Origin of the sequence: Psychrobacter piechaudii, assembly GCF_900162825.1 — a bacterium.
Classification (GTDB): Bacteria; Pseudomonadota; Gammaproteobacteria; order Pseudomonadales; family Moraxellaceae; genus Psychrobacter; species Psychrobacter piechaudii.
In genome coordinates this window covers 1-17486 of the sequence record NZ_FUGE01000051.1, presented here as the reverse complement: position 1 = coordinate 17486, position 17486 = coordinate 1, and the positions used below count along the sequence as shown (strand labels likewise).

Genomic DNA, 17486 nt, shown 5'->3' with positions numbered 1-17486 from the left:
GTCTATCGTTTAAATCTATCACGAACTAATTTTATCTATAAATAATTAGCTTGCGTCCATATCGATTAGTATTAATGCTAACATATTTCGGCAAATTTCATTTCTCGTAAATATTTTCTGATGATCATTTATCCGACGCTATGCTAAATAATAATTCTAATCTACCAAATAAAAACTTTGATGACTTTGATCACAACAATTTGTGGCATCCTTACGCAAGTCTACCGCCATCATATCCCAATTTAGTTATCGACAAAGCTGACGGTGTCTATCTGTACAGCAAATCTGGTGACGCACTCATCGACGGCATGTCATCTTGGTGGGCAGCTACCCACGGCTATAATCATCCCAAATTAAATGCCGCTGTCACAGCTCAGCTGTCTAATATGGCCCATGTTATGTTTGGTGGCTTAACCCACCAGCCTGCTATTGATTTGGGCAAAAAACTGCTTTCTATTGTTCCCAAAGGTTTGGATGCGATCTTCTATGCTGATAGCGGCAGTATTGCTGTTGAAGTCGCTTTAAAGATAGCGCTACAGTACCAATTGTCACAAAACAAGCCCAATCGCAATCAAATAGCGACTACCCGTTCTGGCTATTATGGCGATACTTGGCATGCTATGAGCATCTGTGATCCTGTGACTGGTATGCACAGTATTTATGGCAAGCAGCTGCCAGTACAGTTATTTGTTGATAAGCCTAATACTGGCTATGACAGCCCGTTAACAGCTAACATCAAGGATAATTTGTGTGCATTTTTTGAACAAAAACAGCATAAGATGGCTGCTTTTATTATTGAGCCTGTGGTACAAGGTGCTGGTGGTATGCGTTTCTATAACCCCGAATATCTCAAGGTTTTACGGAAATTATGCGACAAATATGATGTTTTATTAATCATCGATGAAATAGCCACAGGATTTGGTCGTACCGGTAAGATGTTTGCCTGCCAGCATGCCGATATATCACCAGATATTATGACTTTGGGTAAAGCCTTAACTGGAGGTTATATGACCTTCGCTGCCACGTTATGCCAACGCTATGTGGCTGATAGTATTGCTAATAGCGAGTATGCAGCCCTAATGCATGGCCCTACTTTTATGGGTAATCCCCTAGCCTGCTCTGTGGCGTTGGCTTCACTAGAGCTTATTATCGACGGTGATTACGCCAAACGTGCCCGTCATATTGAGTCCCAATTAAAGTCGTATTTACAGCCGTTAAATGAGTATAAACAGATAGCTGAAGTACGAGTCTTGGGTGCTATTGGGGTGATTGAGCTAAATGAGACGGTGGATATGCCACGTTTTCAGCAATTATTGATAAAACACAAAGTATGGATCAGACCCTTTGGCAAGCTGGTATATATGATGCCGCCTATTATTATGGAGGATGCTGAATTGGCGCTACTTTGTGAGCGATTTACCGCAGTTTTAGAGGAGTATTGGGCGTGAGTGTGTTTTTTATCAGTGGCATAGATACCGATATCGGTAAAACCTATGCTACCGCTATTTTAGCTCAAGCTTTGTTACAACAAACACAGCAAGCCAGCTCTAATAATGTAGCGAATAGCGATTCAAAATCAGTCATTACCCAAAAACTGGTACAGACAGGCTGTGAGGATATTGCCGAAGATATCATTACTCACAGAGCTATGATGGGAATACCACTCCAAGAGGTGGATTATCAAGGCCTAACCTGTCCTTATGTGTTCAAAAAACCCGCCTCACCCCATCTATCTTCAGCACTAGAGGATCGATTAATTGAGCCAGAAGTAATTACCCAAGCCACGGAACAGCTGACCGATAGCTATGATATTGTGCTACTTGAGGGTGCTGGTGGACTGATGGTGCCACTCACTGAGTCTCTGCTTACTATTGATTATATTGCTAGCCAACACTACCCACTGATATTAGTGACCTCTGGACGTTTAGGTAGTATCAGCCACACTTTATTAAGCCTTGAAGCACTGGCTAAGCGTGAGATACCTTTACATGCCGTTATCTATAATCAGTGGCAGCCTAACAAGTATCTTGCCTCAGCATATGAGCCTGACAGTGATATTATTGATGATACTCAAACTTACTTACAGTCTTATCTAAAGCAACACCATCCACAAACTTATTGGATAAACTTAGCGTATGTCTCAGACTCAACAAATGACAGTCTAAACGTATCACCATCAATGACTAAGTATGCGGCCAGACTAATCGCTGAGATAGCCGATACTCAACAGCTAAAATAATACTTAAATGACCTGCTCTGAATTTACGAACACTCATATACTCGATACAAGTATTTAGGATAATACACCATGACTCAGCTACTAAAGCCTAATAATAATTCCAGTTGCTTAAAAGCACCTTCTAAGCTGTTGGCTATATTGACTGCCTGTCTGCTTGCCAGCGCTTGTGCCACGCCTTCCATGTCTGCAAATAGTTCGACTGACTCTACAATCAGACCTGATGGCAGCTCAAGCTCCAACAATAACGCTTCTGCTACCACCCAAAACTCAGCTTCCCAAAGCAAAGAAGCTCAAATCTTGCAGCAAGCTGAACAGATCCAGAATTACTTAGCTACCGATAACTATAAAGCGTTGACAGCTTTCATTCACCCGACAAAGGGTGTACGCTTTAGCATGTACGCTTATGTACATAAAGACAGCGACAAGGTATTTAGCCGAGAGCAATTCACCACCTATTTACAACAATCTCGAATTAAATTTACTTGGGGTGCCAAAGACGGTAGCGGTGAATTGCACATTACCACCCTACCCGATTTTCTAAACAACTGGGTAGCCGCTGAACAATATGAGGTTAAGAATACCACCTTTAACAAGTTTCAAGGCTCAGGTAATAGTTTAAATAATCTCAAAGTGGCTTATCCTGGCGCTGACTTTGTTGAGTTTTATCATTCTGGCAAGAATCCTGAGTATCAAGGAATAGACTGGCGAGCCATGCGCTTAGTATTTGATGAGTATCAGGGCAAATACTATTTGGTAGCCATCGTTAATGATCAATGGACCGTTTAGAGCAGTAATACCGCTAAAGCTACGCTAGTATCAAACGATAGAAAAAAATAAGCAGAAAGAATAATGAGTGTATTTTTTATAACAGGTGTCGATAGCCACATCGGCAAAACTTATGCGACCGGTTATCTTGCCAAACATTTATTAGAAAATGGGGTTAATGTCATAACCCAAAAGTTAATTGAAACAGGCTGTAAAGGTAACATAGCTGAAGACATCATCACTCACAGACATATCATGCAAATACCCCTGCAGTATGTTGATCATCAATATGTTAGCTGTCCGTTTGTGTTTAGGGCCGCTGCTCCGCCCTATATGGCCGCTTCCTTAGAAAATATACCTTTATATCCCGCTCGGATAACTGTAGCCACTCAACAGCTAAGATTACAGTATGAAATGGTATTGTTAGAGACGTCAGGTGGGATTATGACCCCTTTGACAGAGTCGTTACTGACCATAGATTACATAGCGGAGCAAGGGCATCCAGTGGTACTGGTGACCTCAGCGACATTAGAAAGTATTAACCATACGCTGCTCGCGCTACAAGCTATTGCTCAACGAGGGTTGACTTTGCACGCTGTGATTTATAACCAATATCAACATTCAGCGGCGACAGTGGATACGGATGAATTAACTCCGGATCAGGTGCTACAGAATGAACAGCTGTATAAAGAGTCGTTTGATACTCATCGCGTAAGGAACACTCTTTTAAAAAACACGAGACTATACCTGCAACAGTACCTAAAACAGCATCACCCTGATACTTTTTGGGTAGAACTGCCTTATATCTCCTTTAGCAGTCAAATATCTCATTATCTAAAACCTGAGGTGGAGAAGAAAAACGTTATTAGTCATCCTGCCTACAGTATAGAAAAATATGCTCAAGAGATTGCTGATAATACCTTGTATGCAGAGTCTTTATATAAAAAGATTGCCAAAAGATAATAGCTAAAACTGTACAGGAGATTGAGCTTTAGGAACTAGGTTCTTTGAAGTGGGTTTTGTTTAAAAAAATCAACCAGTAGCTGATAGATATTAGGATAGGCATCATTCAGATCCTGCGGTCTTTCAAAAAACACCTCACTCAACACAGCTAAGAACTCTGCAGGATTTGTGGCGCCATAACGATCAATGCCAGGTTTAGGGTTGTTTTGAAAATCTGCAAACCCCTGTTCCATTATTTGGGTCCACTCGGTAGGATCCATGCCAGATTGCATGGGTGGAAATCCATTAGCACGGCCATTTAACATATCGAGCTTATGCACGAACTCATGGATCACCACATTTTGTCCATCTAGATCGCCTGAATCTTTTACCTCTCGCCAAGATAAAATAACGGGGCCTCGTAACCAAGCCTCACCGCTTCGATGCTGGGTGCCCTCGTGTACAATTCCCATCTCATCTATGGTAGTGCTTTTGGCATGGTAGCTGCTCGGATAAACGATAACTGATGACCAGCCTTTATACCACTCAAGACCAAGATTTAATATTGGCAGGCAGGCTTGTAGCGCAATTGACTGCTTCATAGCATCAGTCACCACAAAGTCCTGCGCGCCTTTAATAGACTTGTCATGCAAAAATAACGTAGCCAAATCAAACAACCGCTCTAATTCAGATTCAGTTAGTCTATTTAATATGGCAATATCTTGAGCAACCGCTTGCCACTGAGAATGACTATAACCGCTTTTATCTATAATACGCTGCTCGTTCCAGTCTTTTATTTTATCGAACATAAACTAAATCCTTTTATGGTAATGCCCTTTAACCCACAACCAAACGCATAAGCTGAGTACTGACATAACCGCCGATAGTACCCACAGCATAGCCTAAGATACCCAAGAACACCCCAACAGGTGCTAATGACGGGTGGAAAGCGGTGGCCACAATCGGAGCCGAAGAAGCACCACCCGTATTGGCGTTAGAGCCCACCGCTAAGAAAAAGAACGGCGCACGAATTAGTCTGGCCACAATAAACACAATCATTACATGGATGCACATCCACAACAAGCCGATTAGCAGTAGTCGCCACTGAGACACCAAGCCGTTTAAGTTAATTTGCATACCAATGGCGGCGATAAGAATAAAGATAAATACCGTCCCCATCTTTGAGGCACCAATATGATCTAAGCGGCGTACTTTGGTGAAAGAAAAGCCCACACCAATTAAAGTAATGATAACTACCATCCAGAAGAAGGAGCTGGCAAAGCTATATTGTACTGCCCAAGTATAAGGCGAGAAAAAGTTAGCAATCTCTCCGCCCAAAAAGTGTGCCAAACCCACCATGGCAAAGCACAGTCCAAACATAACCATTAAGTCATTAAGACTGCCAGGACGGGCGTTATCACGCTCATAACTCTCTACCGCGGCCACCACTCTTTCAATACTGCCAGTGTCTGCCCGCAAGAACTTATCAATCTTATCACTATGCTTAGCCATAACTAAGATAGCCAACAACCATAATGACGCATTGGTGGTGTCGACCAAAATCATCATACCAAATAAGTCATCACTAACCCCAAACAGCTCCTTCATTGCAGCTTGGTTGGCGGCGCCGCCGATCCAGCTGCCGGCTACTGCAGAGAAGCCGCGCCATAAGGTGTCATCAGTAAACATCTCAGGGGATATCCATTTGGCGATACCTAAACTTATAGGACCACTAATGATAATGGCTATACTGGCTGCAAAAAACATGGCGACAGCTTTCCAGCCCAGTCCTAAAATCTTAGGGACATCCATTGATAAAGTCATTAGCAGTAAGCTGGCGGGTAATAAGTAAGTGGCGGTAAAGCCATAAATTTGAGTGCCAATGCCTTCTGCAAACACCCCTAAGCTATTTAAAGTCGCCGGAATAAAACAACACAGCACGATACCTGGTAATACGGCATAAAACCTACGCCAAAATCTACCTGGTAATCCTTGGGTATAAAATACCAGTCCGATAATGGCCATGATAATGCCAAAAGCTAAAGGAAGGCTATCAATAGCCAAGTTCTGAAAAGATAAGTTCGATAAGTCTGGCATCTGCTGACTCCAGCATGGCTATAGAGTGAATAAATAGTAAGCTAAAAAGCGGTCAGTATAATAAAGCGTTATATCACCTGCAACACAATACTATACTTGGTTACTATGAAATGATTATTTGCAGCCCTAATTAATATCTTACTGTAAGTGTCAAAATATCATCCATTATGAGTAAGGATCCTTAAGGGTGGCAACCTTTATGAACTACCCAGGTTATAAAACAGGTACACACAGTAATGAATGGGTCAGATAATTGGCTTAAAATGAGCAAAAAATTTGCTAACTGCTTTTTTATTAGGAATAATGGCAGGGCAATCCGTAAGGCGGGTAATCTCTTTAAACAATGAATTGTTTATCGGTCTAAACAGGATTTAAATTCTAAGATCTTCGACTAGCTAAAGGAAAGTATAATGAAAATAGCCGTCAGCGATGGCATCGACTATGCACTTAACTGTAATTATAGACTAACTGAAGTTGAGGCAACTGATTTTACTAATATCGCCGCCATTGTAGTGACCATGGAAGATCTGCCTAAAGCGCATGCAGAAATTGAAGACTTAGGTTTCTCAATTCCTGTTTTTGTGGCTATTAAATATGGAGATAGCGTTCCTGATGAGTGGCTGCCTCATGTTTATGGGGTCCTAGAGCTAGCTGATGATCAAAAATATTATAATGGTCAGTTGGTGAATGCTGCAGCCGCCCATTACATCGAGACTTTAGACCCGCCATTTTTCCAAGCGCTGCGTGAATACACCGATTATGGTAATGCCGCATTTGATTGCCCAGGACATCAGGGCGGTCAGTTCTTCCGTCGCCACCCTTCTGGTCGTCGTTTTTTCTTATATTTTGGCGAGAATTTATTTCGCTCTGACTCGTGTAATGCTGATGTGGGCCTAGGCGACCTTTTAATTCATGAAGGCCCCGCTTATAAGGCTCAGGCACATGCAGCTAAAGTGTTTAATGCCGACAAAACTTACTTTGTGCTAAATGGCACCTCTTCTTCAAACAAAATTGCCATTGGGGCTCTAGTGGCCCATGATGACTTGGTATTATTTGACCGAAATAACCATAAGTCGGTGTATCAAGGTGCGCTATCTATGAGCGGGGGTACAGCGGTTTATTTGGAGACTGAACGTAATGCCTATGGGTTAATTGGCGGGATAGCATCACACTGCTTTGATGAAGCTGAGATACGTGATCGTATTCGTGAGGTGGCTCCTGAACGTGCTGATGCCAAACGTCCGTTCCGTCTGGCAGTAATTCAGCTCGGCACTTACGACGGTACTATTTATAACGCGCGTCAAGTGGTCGATAAAATAGGCCACTTATGTGACTATATTTTATTTGATAGTGCTTGGGTGGGCTATGAGCAGTTTATCCCTATGATGCGTGATTGCTCTCCTCTGCTACTTCATCTAACGCCAGATGACCCAGGTATCTTAGTAACTCAGTCAGTGCATAAGCAGCAAGCAGGCTTCTCGCAAGCGTCACAAATCCACAAAAAAGACAATCACATCAGTGGGCAAGCTCGTTATGTGAATCACAAACGTTTTAATAACGCGTTTATGATGCATGTGTCGACCAGTCCATTTTATCCATTGTTTGCTTCACTTGATGTCAACGCTAAGATGCATGAAGGCAAAGCCGGTCAGCGCATGTGGCATGAATGTATCATCGGAGGTATTGAAGCCCGTAAGATGCTGCTTGATACTTGCACCTTAATTAAACCTTTTGTACCGCCCACCATTGATGGTAAGCTTTGGCAGGACTACGATACTGAGCAAATCGCTAATGACATTCGCTTCTTTGAATTTAAAGCAGGCGAGCGCTGGCATGACTTTGAGCAGTATAAAGATAAGCAGTACTTTATTGACCCTTGTAAGCTGTTATTAACCACGCCAGGGATCAATATGGAAACCGGTGAGTATGAGGAAACCGGAGTACCAGCCCCATTACTGGCCCATTACCTACGTGAAAGCTCAGTAATTCCAGAGAAGGCAGACTTAAACTCTATTCTATTCTTACTGACCCCAGCCGAGACGTTAGCGAAGTTCCAGCACCTTGTGGCCCGTATTGTACGCTTTGAGGCTCACATTAAGGCCAATAGCTTGGTTAGTGAAGTACTGCCTTCGTTGGCAAAATCCTATCCTCAGTATCGCAAGCTGGGTATTAATGAGCTGTGTCAGCGCTTGCATGACTTTTATGCCAAATATAAATTAAACCAGCTGCAGCAACAGATGTTCAAAAGACAGCATCGCCCTAAGTTTGCGATGCGAGCTTTTGATGCCCATAACGCATTTGTCCGTAATGATATTGAACTGGTGCCTTTATCCCATATTAAGGGCCGTATTGCTATGGAGGGTGCATTACCCTACCCGCCTGGCGTGTACTGTATCGTTCCTGGCGAAGTTTGGGGCGGCGCCGTCCTCGACTACTTCTTAGCACTAGAAGAAGGTGTGAACTCGCTTCCAGGCTTTGAGCCAGAAGTACAAGGCGTATACTGGGAGTATGATGCCAATGGGCGTAAACGTGCGTGGGCCTACGTGTTAAAAGATGAGTCTATACCCAGTTTAGAGTCACAATTTAAAATCCACGAAGCGTCTAAAGATTTAGACGCTGAGTTGGATACCGACATGTTTTTAAATAAGCAAGAAGCCCTGACCCCTTTTGGTCATATTTAAATTTTCAACTTGTGAGTAATAAATGAAATTAGTATCAAAAATTTCTTGTCTAGGCTTAACAGCAATGGCTTTGTCTTTAACCGGTTGTGCTACACAGCAAGTTCTTGAATCCTCCTCTCAAGGCAAAGTGTCTACCATGAGTAGCAGTCAAAGCAAAAATAAAGCAGACGATAAAAATAAAAAGGACTCTGCGACTATTCAGCAGCAGAAGAAAACTTATTTCTTTTCGTCTAATGAGATTAAAGACATCAGCTCAGCCTTTAAGGCAGGCAGCTGCGATTTAAGCAATCTAAGCCGTCAAAGCCAAAAGTATGGTTTGGAAGATACTTGGGTTAACTTGTATGACAGAACCCCAAAACCATTATCTGAGCTTAACAAGCAAGAAAAGTGCTTTTTGGCACAGAGCAATGAGTTGTATGCTTACAGCGATGAGTTTTATGACGAGTCGTCAGAAAGCCTAAATGAAACTTGGTATAAGGGTAATATCCCCAATAATGCAAAAGTCGCCACCCTGCGTTATTTGACTCCCGTTGCGCTAATTCCAAAGTGTGACCCTGACCTAGGTCGTCCTATAATCATTGATTATGAAAAAGATGAACAAGGTAAAGTGATACGTACCATCTTGGTGAATGAAGACTTTGACTTTAGTTGTGTCAACTAGGGTTTACACTGATTTTTAGAATTAACACGTTAAGAGAAGCAACCTGAGGGTTGCTTTTTTTATACGCCAAATTAATTAAAAATAGAATTAAATTTATGGTTTACATCGAAGTTCTAGTGTACTAGAATACTGATACAAGCAGAAAGTTACAATAGCTTTTAATGCTTGCCACCTTTAATCAACCCGCTAGCAATGACCCATAACCCTATGACTAATAATACTAAAGACGCCTATCAAAGCCTAGTACAGCATCTTACTGAGCTAACCGATAGCCAAGAAGTGGATGCCATATTGGCAGCCTTACTAACCGATAAAGAGCTACAAGATATAGCCAACCGAGTGCGAATCTTCGACCTATTACAGCAAGGGATCACTCAGCGCGCTATTTCTCAGCAGCTTGGAGTGGGCATTGCTACTGTGTCTCGGGGCGCCAAAGCCTTGCAACAACAAGAAGAGGCGATTAATAAGTTATTACAAGTACATCGTAGATAAGGACATAGTCCTACTTCTTTGAGCCTTTTGCCTTACCTTTTTAATCCTCATTTTTTGCCATTGGAATTTATTTATGAGTCAAGAACCTGGTTACCCCTCACCAAAAATGATAGATATCCCCAGTAAGCCCATACGTATTAAGCTAACCGAAGATATTGATTTTTTTGAATTATTTAAGCGTATAGAATCAGAGTTTGAAACCTGCTATTTGCTTGAGTCTTTAGGGGCTGAAGGCCATATGTCACGTCATCATGCCATTGGCTTTTCACCAGTAATGACCATTGTCGCCACCAGTCGTACCACGTTATCAATCAACGATAATTTAACTGGAGAGGTTCGCGATTATAAGACAGACAATCCTTATCAGTTATTACGGGAAATCACTCCTCAGCATGTATTGGCACGCGATCAAACAGGCGGGCTGGTTGGCTATTTGGGTTATGACAGTGTTAACTTCTTTGAGCGCAGCTTAAACGCCAAATCCAGTGAGCACTTTGAGGCATTCAAATTTGGGGTTTATTTGGATGGCCTTACCTTAGATAAGATGACTGGCGAGATCTTCTATTTTTATTATCCTACCGAGCAGCAACAAAACCGCATCGATAAGGTCAAATCTCTACTACAAGCGGCGGTACCAGAATATAGCAGTCCGTCAGTGGAATTTATAGGCGATGGCATGAGTAAGGAGCAGCATGCCCAAGCAGTTATGCGCGTTAAAGAAGACATCATTGCTGGCCGCATATTCCAATGTGAGGTAGGTTTTAAATCCAAATACAAAATCAGTGGCGATCACATCCCTATTTATCAAAAGTTGAGGGAGGTTAATCCTTCTCCACACATGTACTTTATGAAATTTGGGACTCAGCGCATTATTGGGGCCTCTCCTGAACTGTTATTCCGTTTACGCCAAGGAGAGATGGAGACCTATCCGCTGGCAGGAACCGCCAAACGAGGTAAAGATGAAACTGAGGACCGTCAATTGGCTCGTGCCCTACTCAATGATGCCAAAGAGATTGCTGAGCACAATATGCTTGTTGATTTGCATAGGAATGATATCGGCCGTGTCGCCCGTTTTGGGACCGTAAAAGTAAGAAGTTTAATGGATATCAAACGCTACTCACATGTACAGCACATCTCATCCGAGATTGTGGGTGTGTTGCACCCTGATGAGGATATGTTTAGCGCTTTGGCGAGTAACTTTCCGGCAGGCACGTTGTCTGGTGCCCCAAAGATTGAAGCCATCAAGATTATTAATGAGCTGGAGCCAGACGGTCGCGGCGCTTATGGTGGTGCTTTAGGATCATTTAACTTTAATGGCGACTGTATTTTTGCGATTCCAATTCGCAGTCTATTTATTAATGGTGAAGAGGCTTATGCCCAAACTTGTGGCGGTAATGTCTGTGATTCAAACCCTGAAGATGAATATCTGGAGATTCAGCGCAAACTGTCGGCCATGAAAGTGGTATTAGACAGCTTTATTAACGCCTAATCACAGCAAGCCACCCCTATCACAATATTATTCAAGGTCTGTCATGAACGTTTTAATTATAGATAACTACGACTCTTTCACCTTCAACTTATATCAATATGTGGGAGAAATCCTACAAACCGAGCTTAGCCAAGAGCACAGTAACAGCAAGGTCACTGTTAAACGAAATAATGAAATCAGCTTAGAGCAAATTAAGCAGCAAGGTTATGACCGCATTATCATCTCCCCTGGTCCAGGCTCTCCTGATGATCCGGCTTATTTTGGAGTATGTGCGGAAGTGATAAAGGATCTGGGTCCAACAACCCCTCTATTAGGCGTGTGCTTAGGCATGCAAGGTATTGCTCATGTATTTGGTGGCGATGTGGTGCGTGCTGGCATGCCGATGCATGGGAAGACCTCCCCCATTCGTCATGATGAGCAAGGCGTCTATCAAGGCTTGCCTCAAGATATTGAAATCATGCGCTATCACTCGTTAATGGTAAAGGCAGACACTTTACCTGAGTGCCTCACAGTAACCTCTGTGGTATCCAATGAAGCATATGCTGGTCAAGATTTAATGGTTGGGGTTAAAAACGGCGAAGAGATTATGGGTATTCGCCACACTCAGTATCCCATTCAAGGGGTGCAGTTCCACCCTGAATCATTTGCTACCGAAGGGGCTAAGCGCTTGCTTTCAAACTTCTTATTACAGGTATAAGAAACTTGCTGTAGTCAAAAAGCCTAGGTTTTTGCGAGAGATGGCTATCAATAAGACAAGTGTTTACTAAAAATTGTTTTTATAGCAACCAACCTTTAGTTATAATTAGTCAACAAATGTGCATAGTTAAACTAATAGACTAGACTAAGGTATATAACACTAATGATCAGCTTATTTGATATGTTCAAAATCGGCATAGGCCCTTCTAGCTCCCACACCATGGGACCTATGGTTGCTGCTGGCAAGTTTATAGATGAATTACAGCAGCAATACTCTTTTTCTGATATTGAGCGAGTTCAAATTGATCTGTATGGCTCATTGGCATCTACTGGTAAAGGACATGCTACTGATACCGCTTGTATTTTAGGTCTATTAGGGTTTAAAGCAGATAATATTGATACCAACAAGGTGAATGAATATCTTGCCCCAGTGCTTAATGAGCAGTTATTAAACTTTGCCGGTAAACACATTATCTCTTTTAACTATGACACGGATATCGTTTGGCATCCTCAGACTACCTTGCCCCATCACCCTAATGGGTTAAGCTTTAGCGCTTATAGTAACGGTAGCATCGCTATTGCAAAAACCTACTACTCTATTGGGGGTGGCTTTGTGGCCACTCAAGACGAATTCGAGCAGCCCCTGATGGATGAATCATCCGACACTCATGCCGCTGACAGTGTAGCCATCACCAGTGATAGCAATGTCCCCTATCCTTTTAGCAATGGTAACGAGCTATTGGCTCAATGCCAAAAACACAGCTTGAGCATCAGTGACGTCATGATGGCCAATGAACTGTCTTTGCGAGATGAGGAGACCATCCATCAGTACTTAGATGAAGTCTGGGAGGTGATGCAGCAGTGTGTGAAAAATGGCTGTAAAGGTGAAGGTATCTTACCGGGCGGATTAAAAGTCAAACGCCGCGCCAAAGACATGTATCGTCAACTATTAGATGAATTAGAAAGTCCCCAAAAAAGCAGTGATAAGCTGATGGCCATGGACTGGGTAGATTTATTTGCTTTAGCCGTCAATGAAGAAAATGCCAATGGCGGGCGTGTGGTGACTGCCCCTACCAATGGAGCGGCCGGCATTATTCCTGCCGTATTACATTACTACCGTGATTTTGTGCCAAATTATAATCAGCAAGGGGTTCGTGAGTTCTTATTAACAGCGGCGGCTATTGGTACTATTATTAAGCAAAATGCTTCTATCTCTGGCGCTGAAGTGGGTTGTCAGGGAGAGGTTGGCTCTGCTTGCTCTATGGCAGCGGCAGGTCTTGCTCATGTCATGGGTCTTAGCCCTGCGCAATGTACCAATGCAGCAGAGATTGGTATTGAGCACAACTTAGGACTAACCTGCGACCCTATCGGCGGGCTGGTACAAGTGCCTTGTATTGAGCGTAATGCTATGGGTGCAGTAAAGGCGATTAATGCGGCTCGGTTGGCCAGCCGTGGCGATGGCGAGCATCATGTGTCTCTTGATAAAGCCATCGCTACCATGAAAGCCACTGGCGCGGATATGATGGACAAATATAAAGAAACGGCCATGGGCGGGCTAGCCGTCCATGCTTATAATCCTGATCAGCATCCTGACGGTAGCCGTATTGAAGTGGTCGAGATTGGTGTAGGCTATCCGCAGTGCTAGATTAGCGACCCATTTCATTATAAATTTGCCTGAGCGCATTCTCAAAATCTTCTTGCGACATAGCGCCAGGTATCGCATAAGTATCATTCATCACAAAATAAGGGACACCGCGTACCCCTAAGTGCATGGCCTCATCTTGATCAGCAACCACCTCGTCTTTAAATGTATTGCTATCAAGAAGATCTGCCACATCTACATCCAATCCAACGTCTTTAGCAATGTCAGCGAGCACCTCGCGATTTGCCAGCTCTTTTTGATCAATGAAATAGGCTTTGTAAATGGCTTTTTTTAGTTTATCAGCAAGCTCAGGTGCATTTTTCTGGACATACTTGGTCAAGCGGTGTGCATCTAGTGTATTGGTAAATAAAGTATCAGCATAGTTAAAGCCTATCCCTTCTTCTGTTGCCAGTTGTGATATTTTTTGCAGTTGTTCGCTAGCTTGCTCATGGCTAATGCCGTATTTTTGGGCAAAGCGTTCTACAGTTGGGCCACTAGAAGTTAGCGGTGCATTAGGATCTAGTTGAAATGCTTTTAATTCAATCTCAATATTATCGGTAAGCTCGCTTTGTGACTGAAGTTTGGCAATAGCTTTGTCTAACCTTACCTCACCGATATAACAGTAAGGGCAAGCATAATCTGACCAATAGGTAATTTTCATATTTATTCTCTTTATTTCTATAAAAGGTATCGTTAAAGATACTGTCAAAGATAGTCGCGTAGAACACAGATTAAAGACTATCAAATTAGTCTGATATCTTGTTTAGTCTGAGACCCATTTCATCAAATTTCAAGGTTAACTAAACATAAAAAAGACCAACCCCAAATAGGGTTGGTCTTTTTTTATTAATTGACTACTTGAGTCATTAATTAGCCATTATTGCTACGGCGTGCTGGACGGCCTTCGCCTGAACGAGCTGGGCCACTGCGACGTTGTCCTGCTGGCTTAGCAGCAGCTGCGCCTGGCTTACCACCACCGCCGAAGCGACGACCTGAAGGCTTACCACTTGGACGACCTGCGCCGTTACCACGTCTTTCGCCACTGGCATTGTCAGCAGACTTACCACGGTAGCCACCGCCACCATTAGCGCCACGACGGTTACCCGCACCTGGACCACCACGGCGATTGCCGCCACGACCACGTTTAGCGCCAGTACCTACCGCTAAATCTTTGGTGTTTTTCTTAGGCTCCATGCCTTCGATTTCTTCCACTGACATAGTACGCTTCAAATAACGGTTAATGGCGTCAAGCTGTGGGCGGTCATCAATGCTACAAATGTTGATAGCAATACCGGTACGGCCGGCACGACCACTACGGCCGATGCGATGCACGTAATCTTCAGTTTGGCGTGGAAGATCATAGTTAAATACGTGAGTGATACCACTTACGTCAATACCACGAGCAGCTACGTCAGTCGCTACTAAGATAGTGATTTTGCCCGCTTTAACATCATTAATGATGCGAGTACGCTTGGCTTGTGGTAAGTCACCATGTAGGAAGCTGGCTTTGTGACCTTGCTCTTTAAGGCTCTTAGCTAGAGTCTCACAGCTACGTTTAGTGGCCGCAAAGATAATCGCTTGGTTCACGTCTTTTTGGGTCAATAAATGATCCAAAATACGGTTTTTGTGATTGAAGTCATCAGCGTAATATACTGACTCATCAATGTGCTTAGTCTCAGCTTTAATCGCAATGCGTTCAGGGTTGTTGGTGAAGCTGGCAGCAATTTTACCGACTGGGCCATCCCAAGTTGCAGAACACATAATGGTTTGACGGCTCTTAGGCGCGGCTTGCATTACTTTTTCGATGTCATCAGCGAAACCCATGTCTAACATACGATCTGCTTCATCAAGAATGAGGATGTCTAATTCAGATAAATCAATACGACCTGAGTTCATATGGTCAATAAAGCGACCTGGTGTAGCGATAATAACCTGTACACCTTTGTTAAGGGCACGGATCTGACCACCGTAAGGGGCGCCGCCCACTAAAGGTACGCTGAAGATATTGCGAGTTTTTGAGCTATATTGACGAACGCTATCACTTACTTGGTTAGCAAGTTCACGTGTTGGTGTCAAAATTACAGTATGCACAACTTTATTGGTTGCTTTATCACGAATGATTTTATCAAGCATTGGCAATACGAATGCAGCAGTTTTTCCACTACCTGTTTGCGCAGACAATAATAAATCACGACCGGCTAATGCTGGTGGGATTGATTGTGCTTGAATAGGAGTTGGATGCTCATAGCCACTTGAAGATAACGCAGAAAGAAGTTCAGGCGCTAAATCAAGGTCAACAAAGGTAACTTGATCTTCAACGTCTACATTGGTATTTGGGTGGGTCTTGTCGTTTAAATCTTGGGTAGTTACGATACCGTCTACTTCGTTTGCGGCATTGTCTAAAAGAGCGTCTAAATTTGACATAAATGTGTGTCCATTAAGTTACTGCCACTATCAAATCGGCCAATGCTGAGGGCCAGTAGTAAACAGTTAAAGTTTTTTAGGTACAACACAGATAAGCGTAATTTAAGAAGTACATCCTATGTACAAGTTAAAAACGTATTTTGATGGTTGTTACCGGTGAATCGTTAGCGTCAATATCTTCTAATAATTTATTAGAGAGGTTATTGGAAAGGCTAACAGCAAAATCATCGGCAACAATTATAAAAGGTGTCTTCTCCAGACGACAATTGCGGGCGATGTTATCAATCAGCAAGCGCGTAGTATAGCACAACCAATTTAAATAGGTAGGTTATTTTAAAATTAATTAAAATATCTACCTATCCAATTGAAAATGAAAGCATTTTACCTAGTTAAGTGGCTTCAGCTCTAATTCTACTGCTCTTTTAACCGCGGGTCTGGCAGCGATTTGTTTTGCCCACCGTTGTACGTTGTTATAGCTTGAAGCGTCTAAGAACTCTGCTCCATTCTCATAGAGTTCGTCTAGTACAAGCTGACCATACCAAGCCCAAATGATCATATCGGCAATGGTGTAACGCTCTTCCCCATCGCCAATCATATACTCTGAGTTGGCCAAGTGCTTATCTAATACATCCAGCTGACGCTTGGTTTCCATTGTAAATCTGTCGATAGGATACTGCATTGGGTAAGGGGCATAACTAAAGAAATGACCGAAGCCGCCACCGACGTAAGGCGCACTACCCATTTGCCACATTACCCAGCTTAAACATGACGCACGTTTATGAGCATTGTCTGTGGCTAGTGGAATGAACTTAGCAAATTTCTCAGCTAAGTACATCATGATTGCTCCTGACTCAAAGATGTGCACAGGCCCTTCTTTATCAGAGTAATCCACCAAGGCAGGAATTTTAGAGTTGGGGTTAATGGTCACAAACTCTGAGCCAAACTGATCGCCTTCCATAATATCAATCTTGAAAGCATCGTATTTTGCGCCTTCAACTCCCAGTTCAGCCAACTCTTCTAACAGAATATTAATCTTTACGCCATTAGGAGTGTTTAATGAGTATAGCTGTAGCGGGTTATCGCCTTTAGGTAGCTTTTGTTTATGTCGAGCACCCGCGGTAGGTTTATTGGTACCAGCAAACTTGCCACCATTACCCTCTACTGGCTGCCATACTTTGGGTGGGGTGTAATCGTTGTTATTAGTGCTGTCTTTATTGATATTGTCTTGTGTCATAGTAAGTCCATTAGGTTTATTTATTAATTAGTTAGTTAAATCGTTTTTATCTCACGATCTTTATTTGGCTTAGTTATTATTAATATCATTATACTCTGTACACGACAAAAATGATCAAAGAATA

General features: G+C 42.8%; 15 protein-coding genes. 10 read left to right on the top strand and 5 right to left on the bottom strand.

Translation table 11 applies throughout. The annotated features are described in order from the left end of the window. The first annotated feature begins 140 nt into the window (after positions 1–140). The 4 genes from bioA (at position 141) to bioD (A1019T_RS01740) (ending at position 3967) form a co-directional block, all read left to right on the top strand. Positions 141–1448 carry an adenosylmethionine--8-amino-7-oxononanoate transaminase gene (bioA, locus tag A1019T_RS01755; RefSeq protein WP_077450157.1) on the top strand — a complete coding sequence of 436 codons (1308 nt, stop codon included), beginning with the start codon at positions 141–143 and terminating at the stop codon, positions 1446–1448. Beyond that, on the top strand, positions 1439–2239 hold the full coding sequence (bioD, locus tag A1019T_RS01750; RefSeq protein WP_425271915.1) for a dethiobiotin synthase: 801 nt from the start codon (positions 1439–1441) through the stop codon (positions 2237–2239). The genes bioA and bioD (A1019T_RS01750) overlap by 10 nt, the downstream gene beginning before the upstream one ends. A 69-nt stretch (positions 2240–2308) precedes the next feature. Continuing rightward, positions 2309–3025 carry a hypothetical protein gene (locus tag A1019T_RS01745; protein ID WP_077450155.1) on the top strand — a complete coding sequence of 239 codons (717 nt, stop codon included), beginning with the start codon at positions 2309–2311 and terminating at the stop codon, positions 3023–3025. Between the two features lie 63 nt (positions 3026–3088). Next, complete coding sequence (gene bioD / locus A1019T_RS01740; protein WP_077450154.1) at positions 3089–3967, top strand: dethiobiotin synthase; 879 nt, start codon at positions 3089–3091, stop codon at positions 3965–3967. A 35-nt stretch (positions 3968–4002) separates the two neighbouring features. Here the strand turns inward: bioD (A1019T_RS01740) and A1019T_RS01735 are convergent, their stop codons facing one another. After that, positions 4003–4755, bottom strand: a complete 753-nt coding sequence (locus A1019T_RS01735; protein WP_077450153.1) for a M90 family metallopeptidase — start codon at positions 4753–4755, stop codon at positions 4003–4005. 28 nt (positions 4756–4783) lie between these two features. Beyond that, positions 4784–6043 (bottom strand): DUF819 family protein, encoded by a 1260-nt coding sequence (locus A1019T_RS01730; RefSeq protein ID WP_077450152.1) that lies wholly within the window; start codon positions 6041–6043, stop codon positions 4784–4786. Between the two features lie 410 nt (positions 6044–6453). Here A1019T_RS01730 and A1019T_RS01725 point away from each other — a divergent pair, with 410 nt between their 5' ends. The 6 genes from A1019T_RS01725 (at position 6454) to A1019T_RS01700 (ending at position 13707) form a co-directional block, all read left to right on the top strand. Further along, positions 6454–8724 (top strand): ornithine decarboxylase, encoded by a 2271-nt coding sequence (locus A1019T_RS01725; protein ID WP_077450151.1) that lies wholly within the window; start codon positions 6454–6456, stop codon positions 8722–8724. Positions 8725–8746: 22 nt separating this feature from the next. After that, positions 8747–9385 carry a hypothetical protein gene (locus A1019T_RS01720; RefSeq protein WP_077450150.1) on the top strand — a complete coding sequence of 213 codons (639 nt, stop codon included), beginning with the start codon at positions 8747–8749 and terminating at the stop codon, positions 9383–9385. A gap of 207 nt (positions 9386–9592) precedes the next feature. After that, positions 9593–9877, top strand: a complete 285-nt coding sequence (locus tag A1019T_RS01715; RefSeq protein ID WP_244156492.1) for a Trp family transcriptional regulator — start codon at positions 9593–9595, stop codon at positions 9875–9877. A 73-nt stretch (positions 9878–9950) separates the two neighbouring features. Further along, a complete protein-coding gene (locus A1019T_RS01710) occupies positions 9951–11366 on the top strand; it encodes an anthranilate synthase component I family protein (RefSeq protein WP_077450149.1) in 1416 nt (471 codons plus the stop codon). A 43-nt stretch (positions 11367–11409) separates the two neighbouring features. Next, the gene (locus A1019T_RS01705) at positions 11410–12063 is read left to right on the top strand and encodes an anthranilate synthase component II (protein WP_077450148.1); all 654 of its coding nucleotides are present in this window, start codon (positions 11410–11412) and stop codon (positions 12061–12063) included. A 162-nt stretch (positions 12064–12225) separates the two neighbouring features. After that, positions 12226–13707, top strand: a complete 1482-nt coding sequence (locus A1019T_RS01700) for an L-serine ammonia-lyase (RefSeq protein WP_077450147.1) — start codon at positions 12226–12228, stop codon at positions 13705–13707. 1 nt (position 13708) lies between these two features. On the opposite strand, the gene A1019T_RS01695 is transcribed toward A1019T_RS01700, so the two are convergent. The 3 genes from A1019T_RS01695 to yghU form a co-directional block, all read right to left on the bottom strand. After that, entirely contained in the window at positions 13709–14365 is a 657-nt protein-coding gene (locus A1019T_RS01695; protein ID WP_077450146.1) for a DsbA family oxidoreductase, read from the bottom strand. Positions 14366–14574: 209 nt separating this feature from the next. Continuing rightward, positions 14575–16128, bottom strand: coding sequence for a DEAD/DEAH box helicase CsdA (gene csdA, locus A1019T_RS01690; RefSeq protein ID WP_077450145.1), 1554 nt, complete (start codon positions 16126–16128; stop codon positions 14575–14577). 385 nt (positions 16129–16513) lie between these two features. Further along, a complete protein-coding gene (gene yghU / locus A1019T_RS01685) occupies positions 16514–17362 on the bottom strand; it encodes a glutathione-dependent disulfide-bond oxidoreductase (RefSeq protein ID WP_077450144.1) in 849 nt (282 codons plus the stop codon). Positions 17363–17486: the final 124 nt, after the last annotated feature.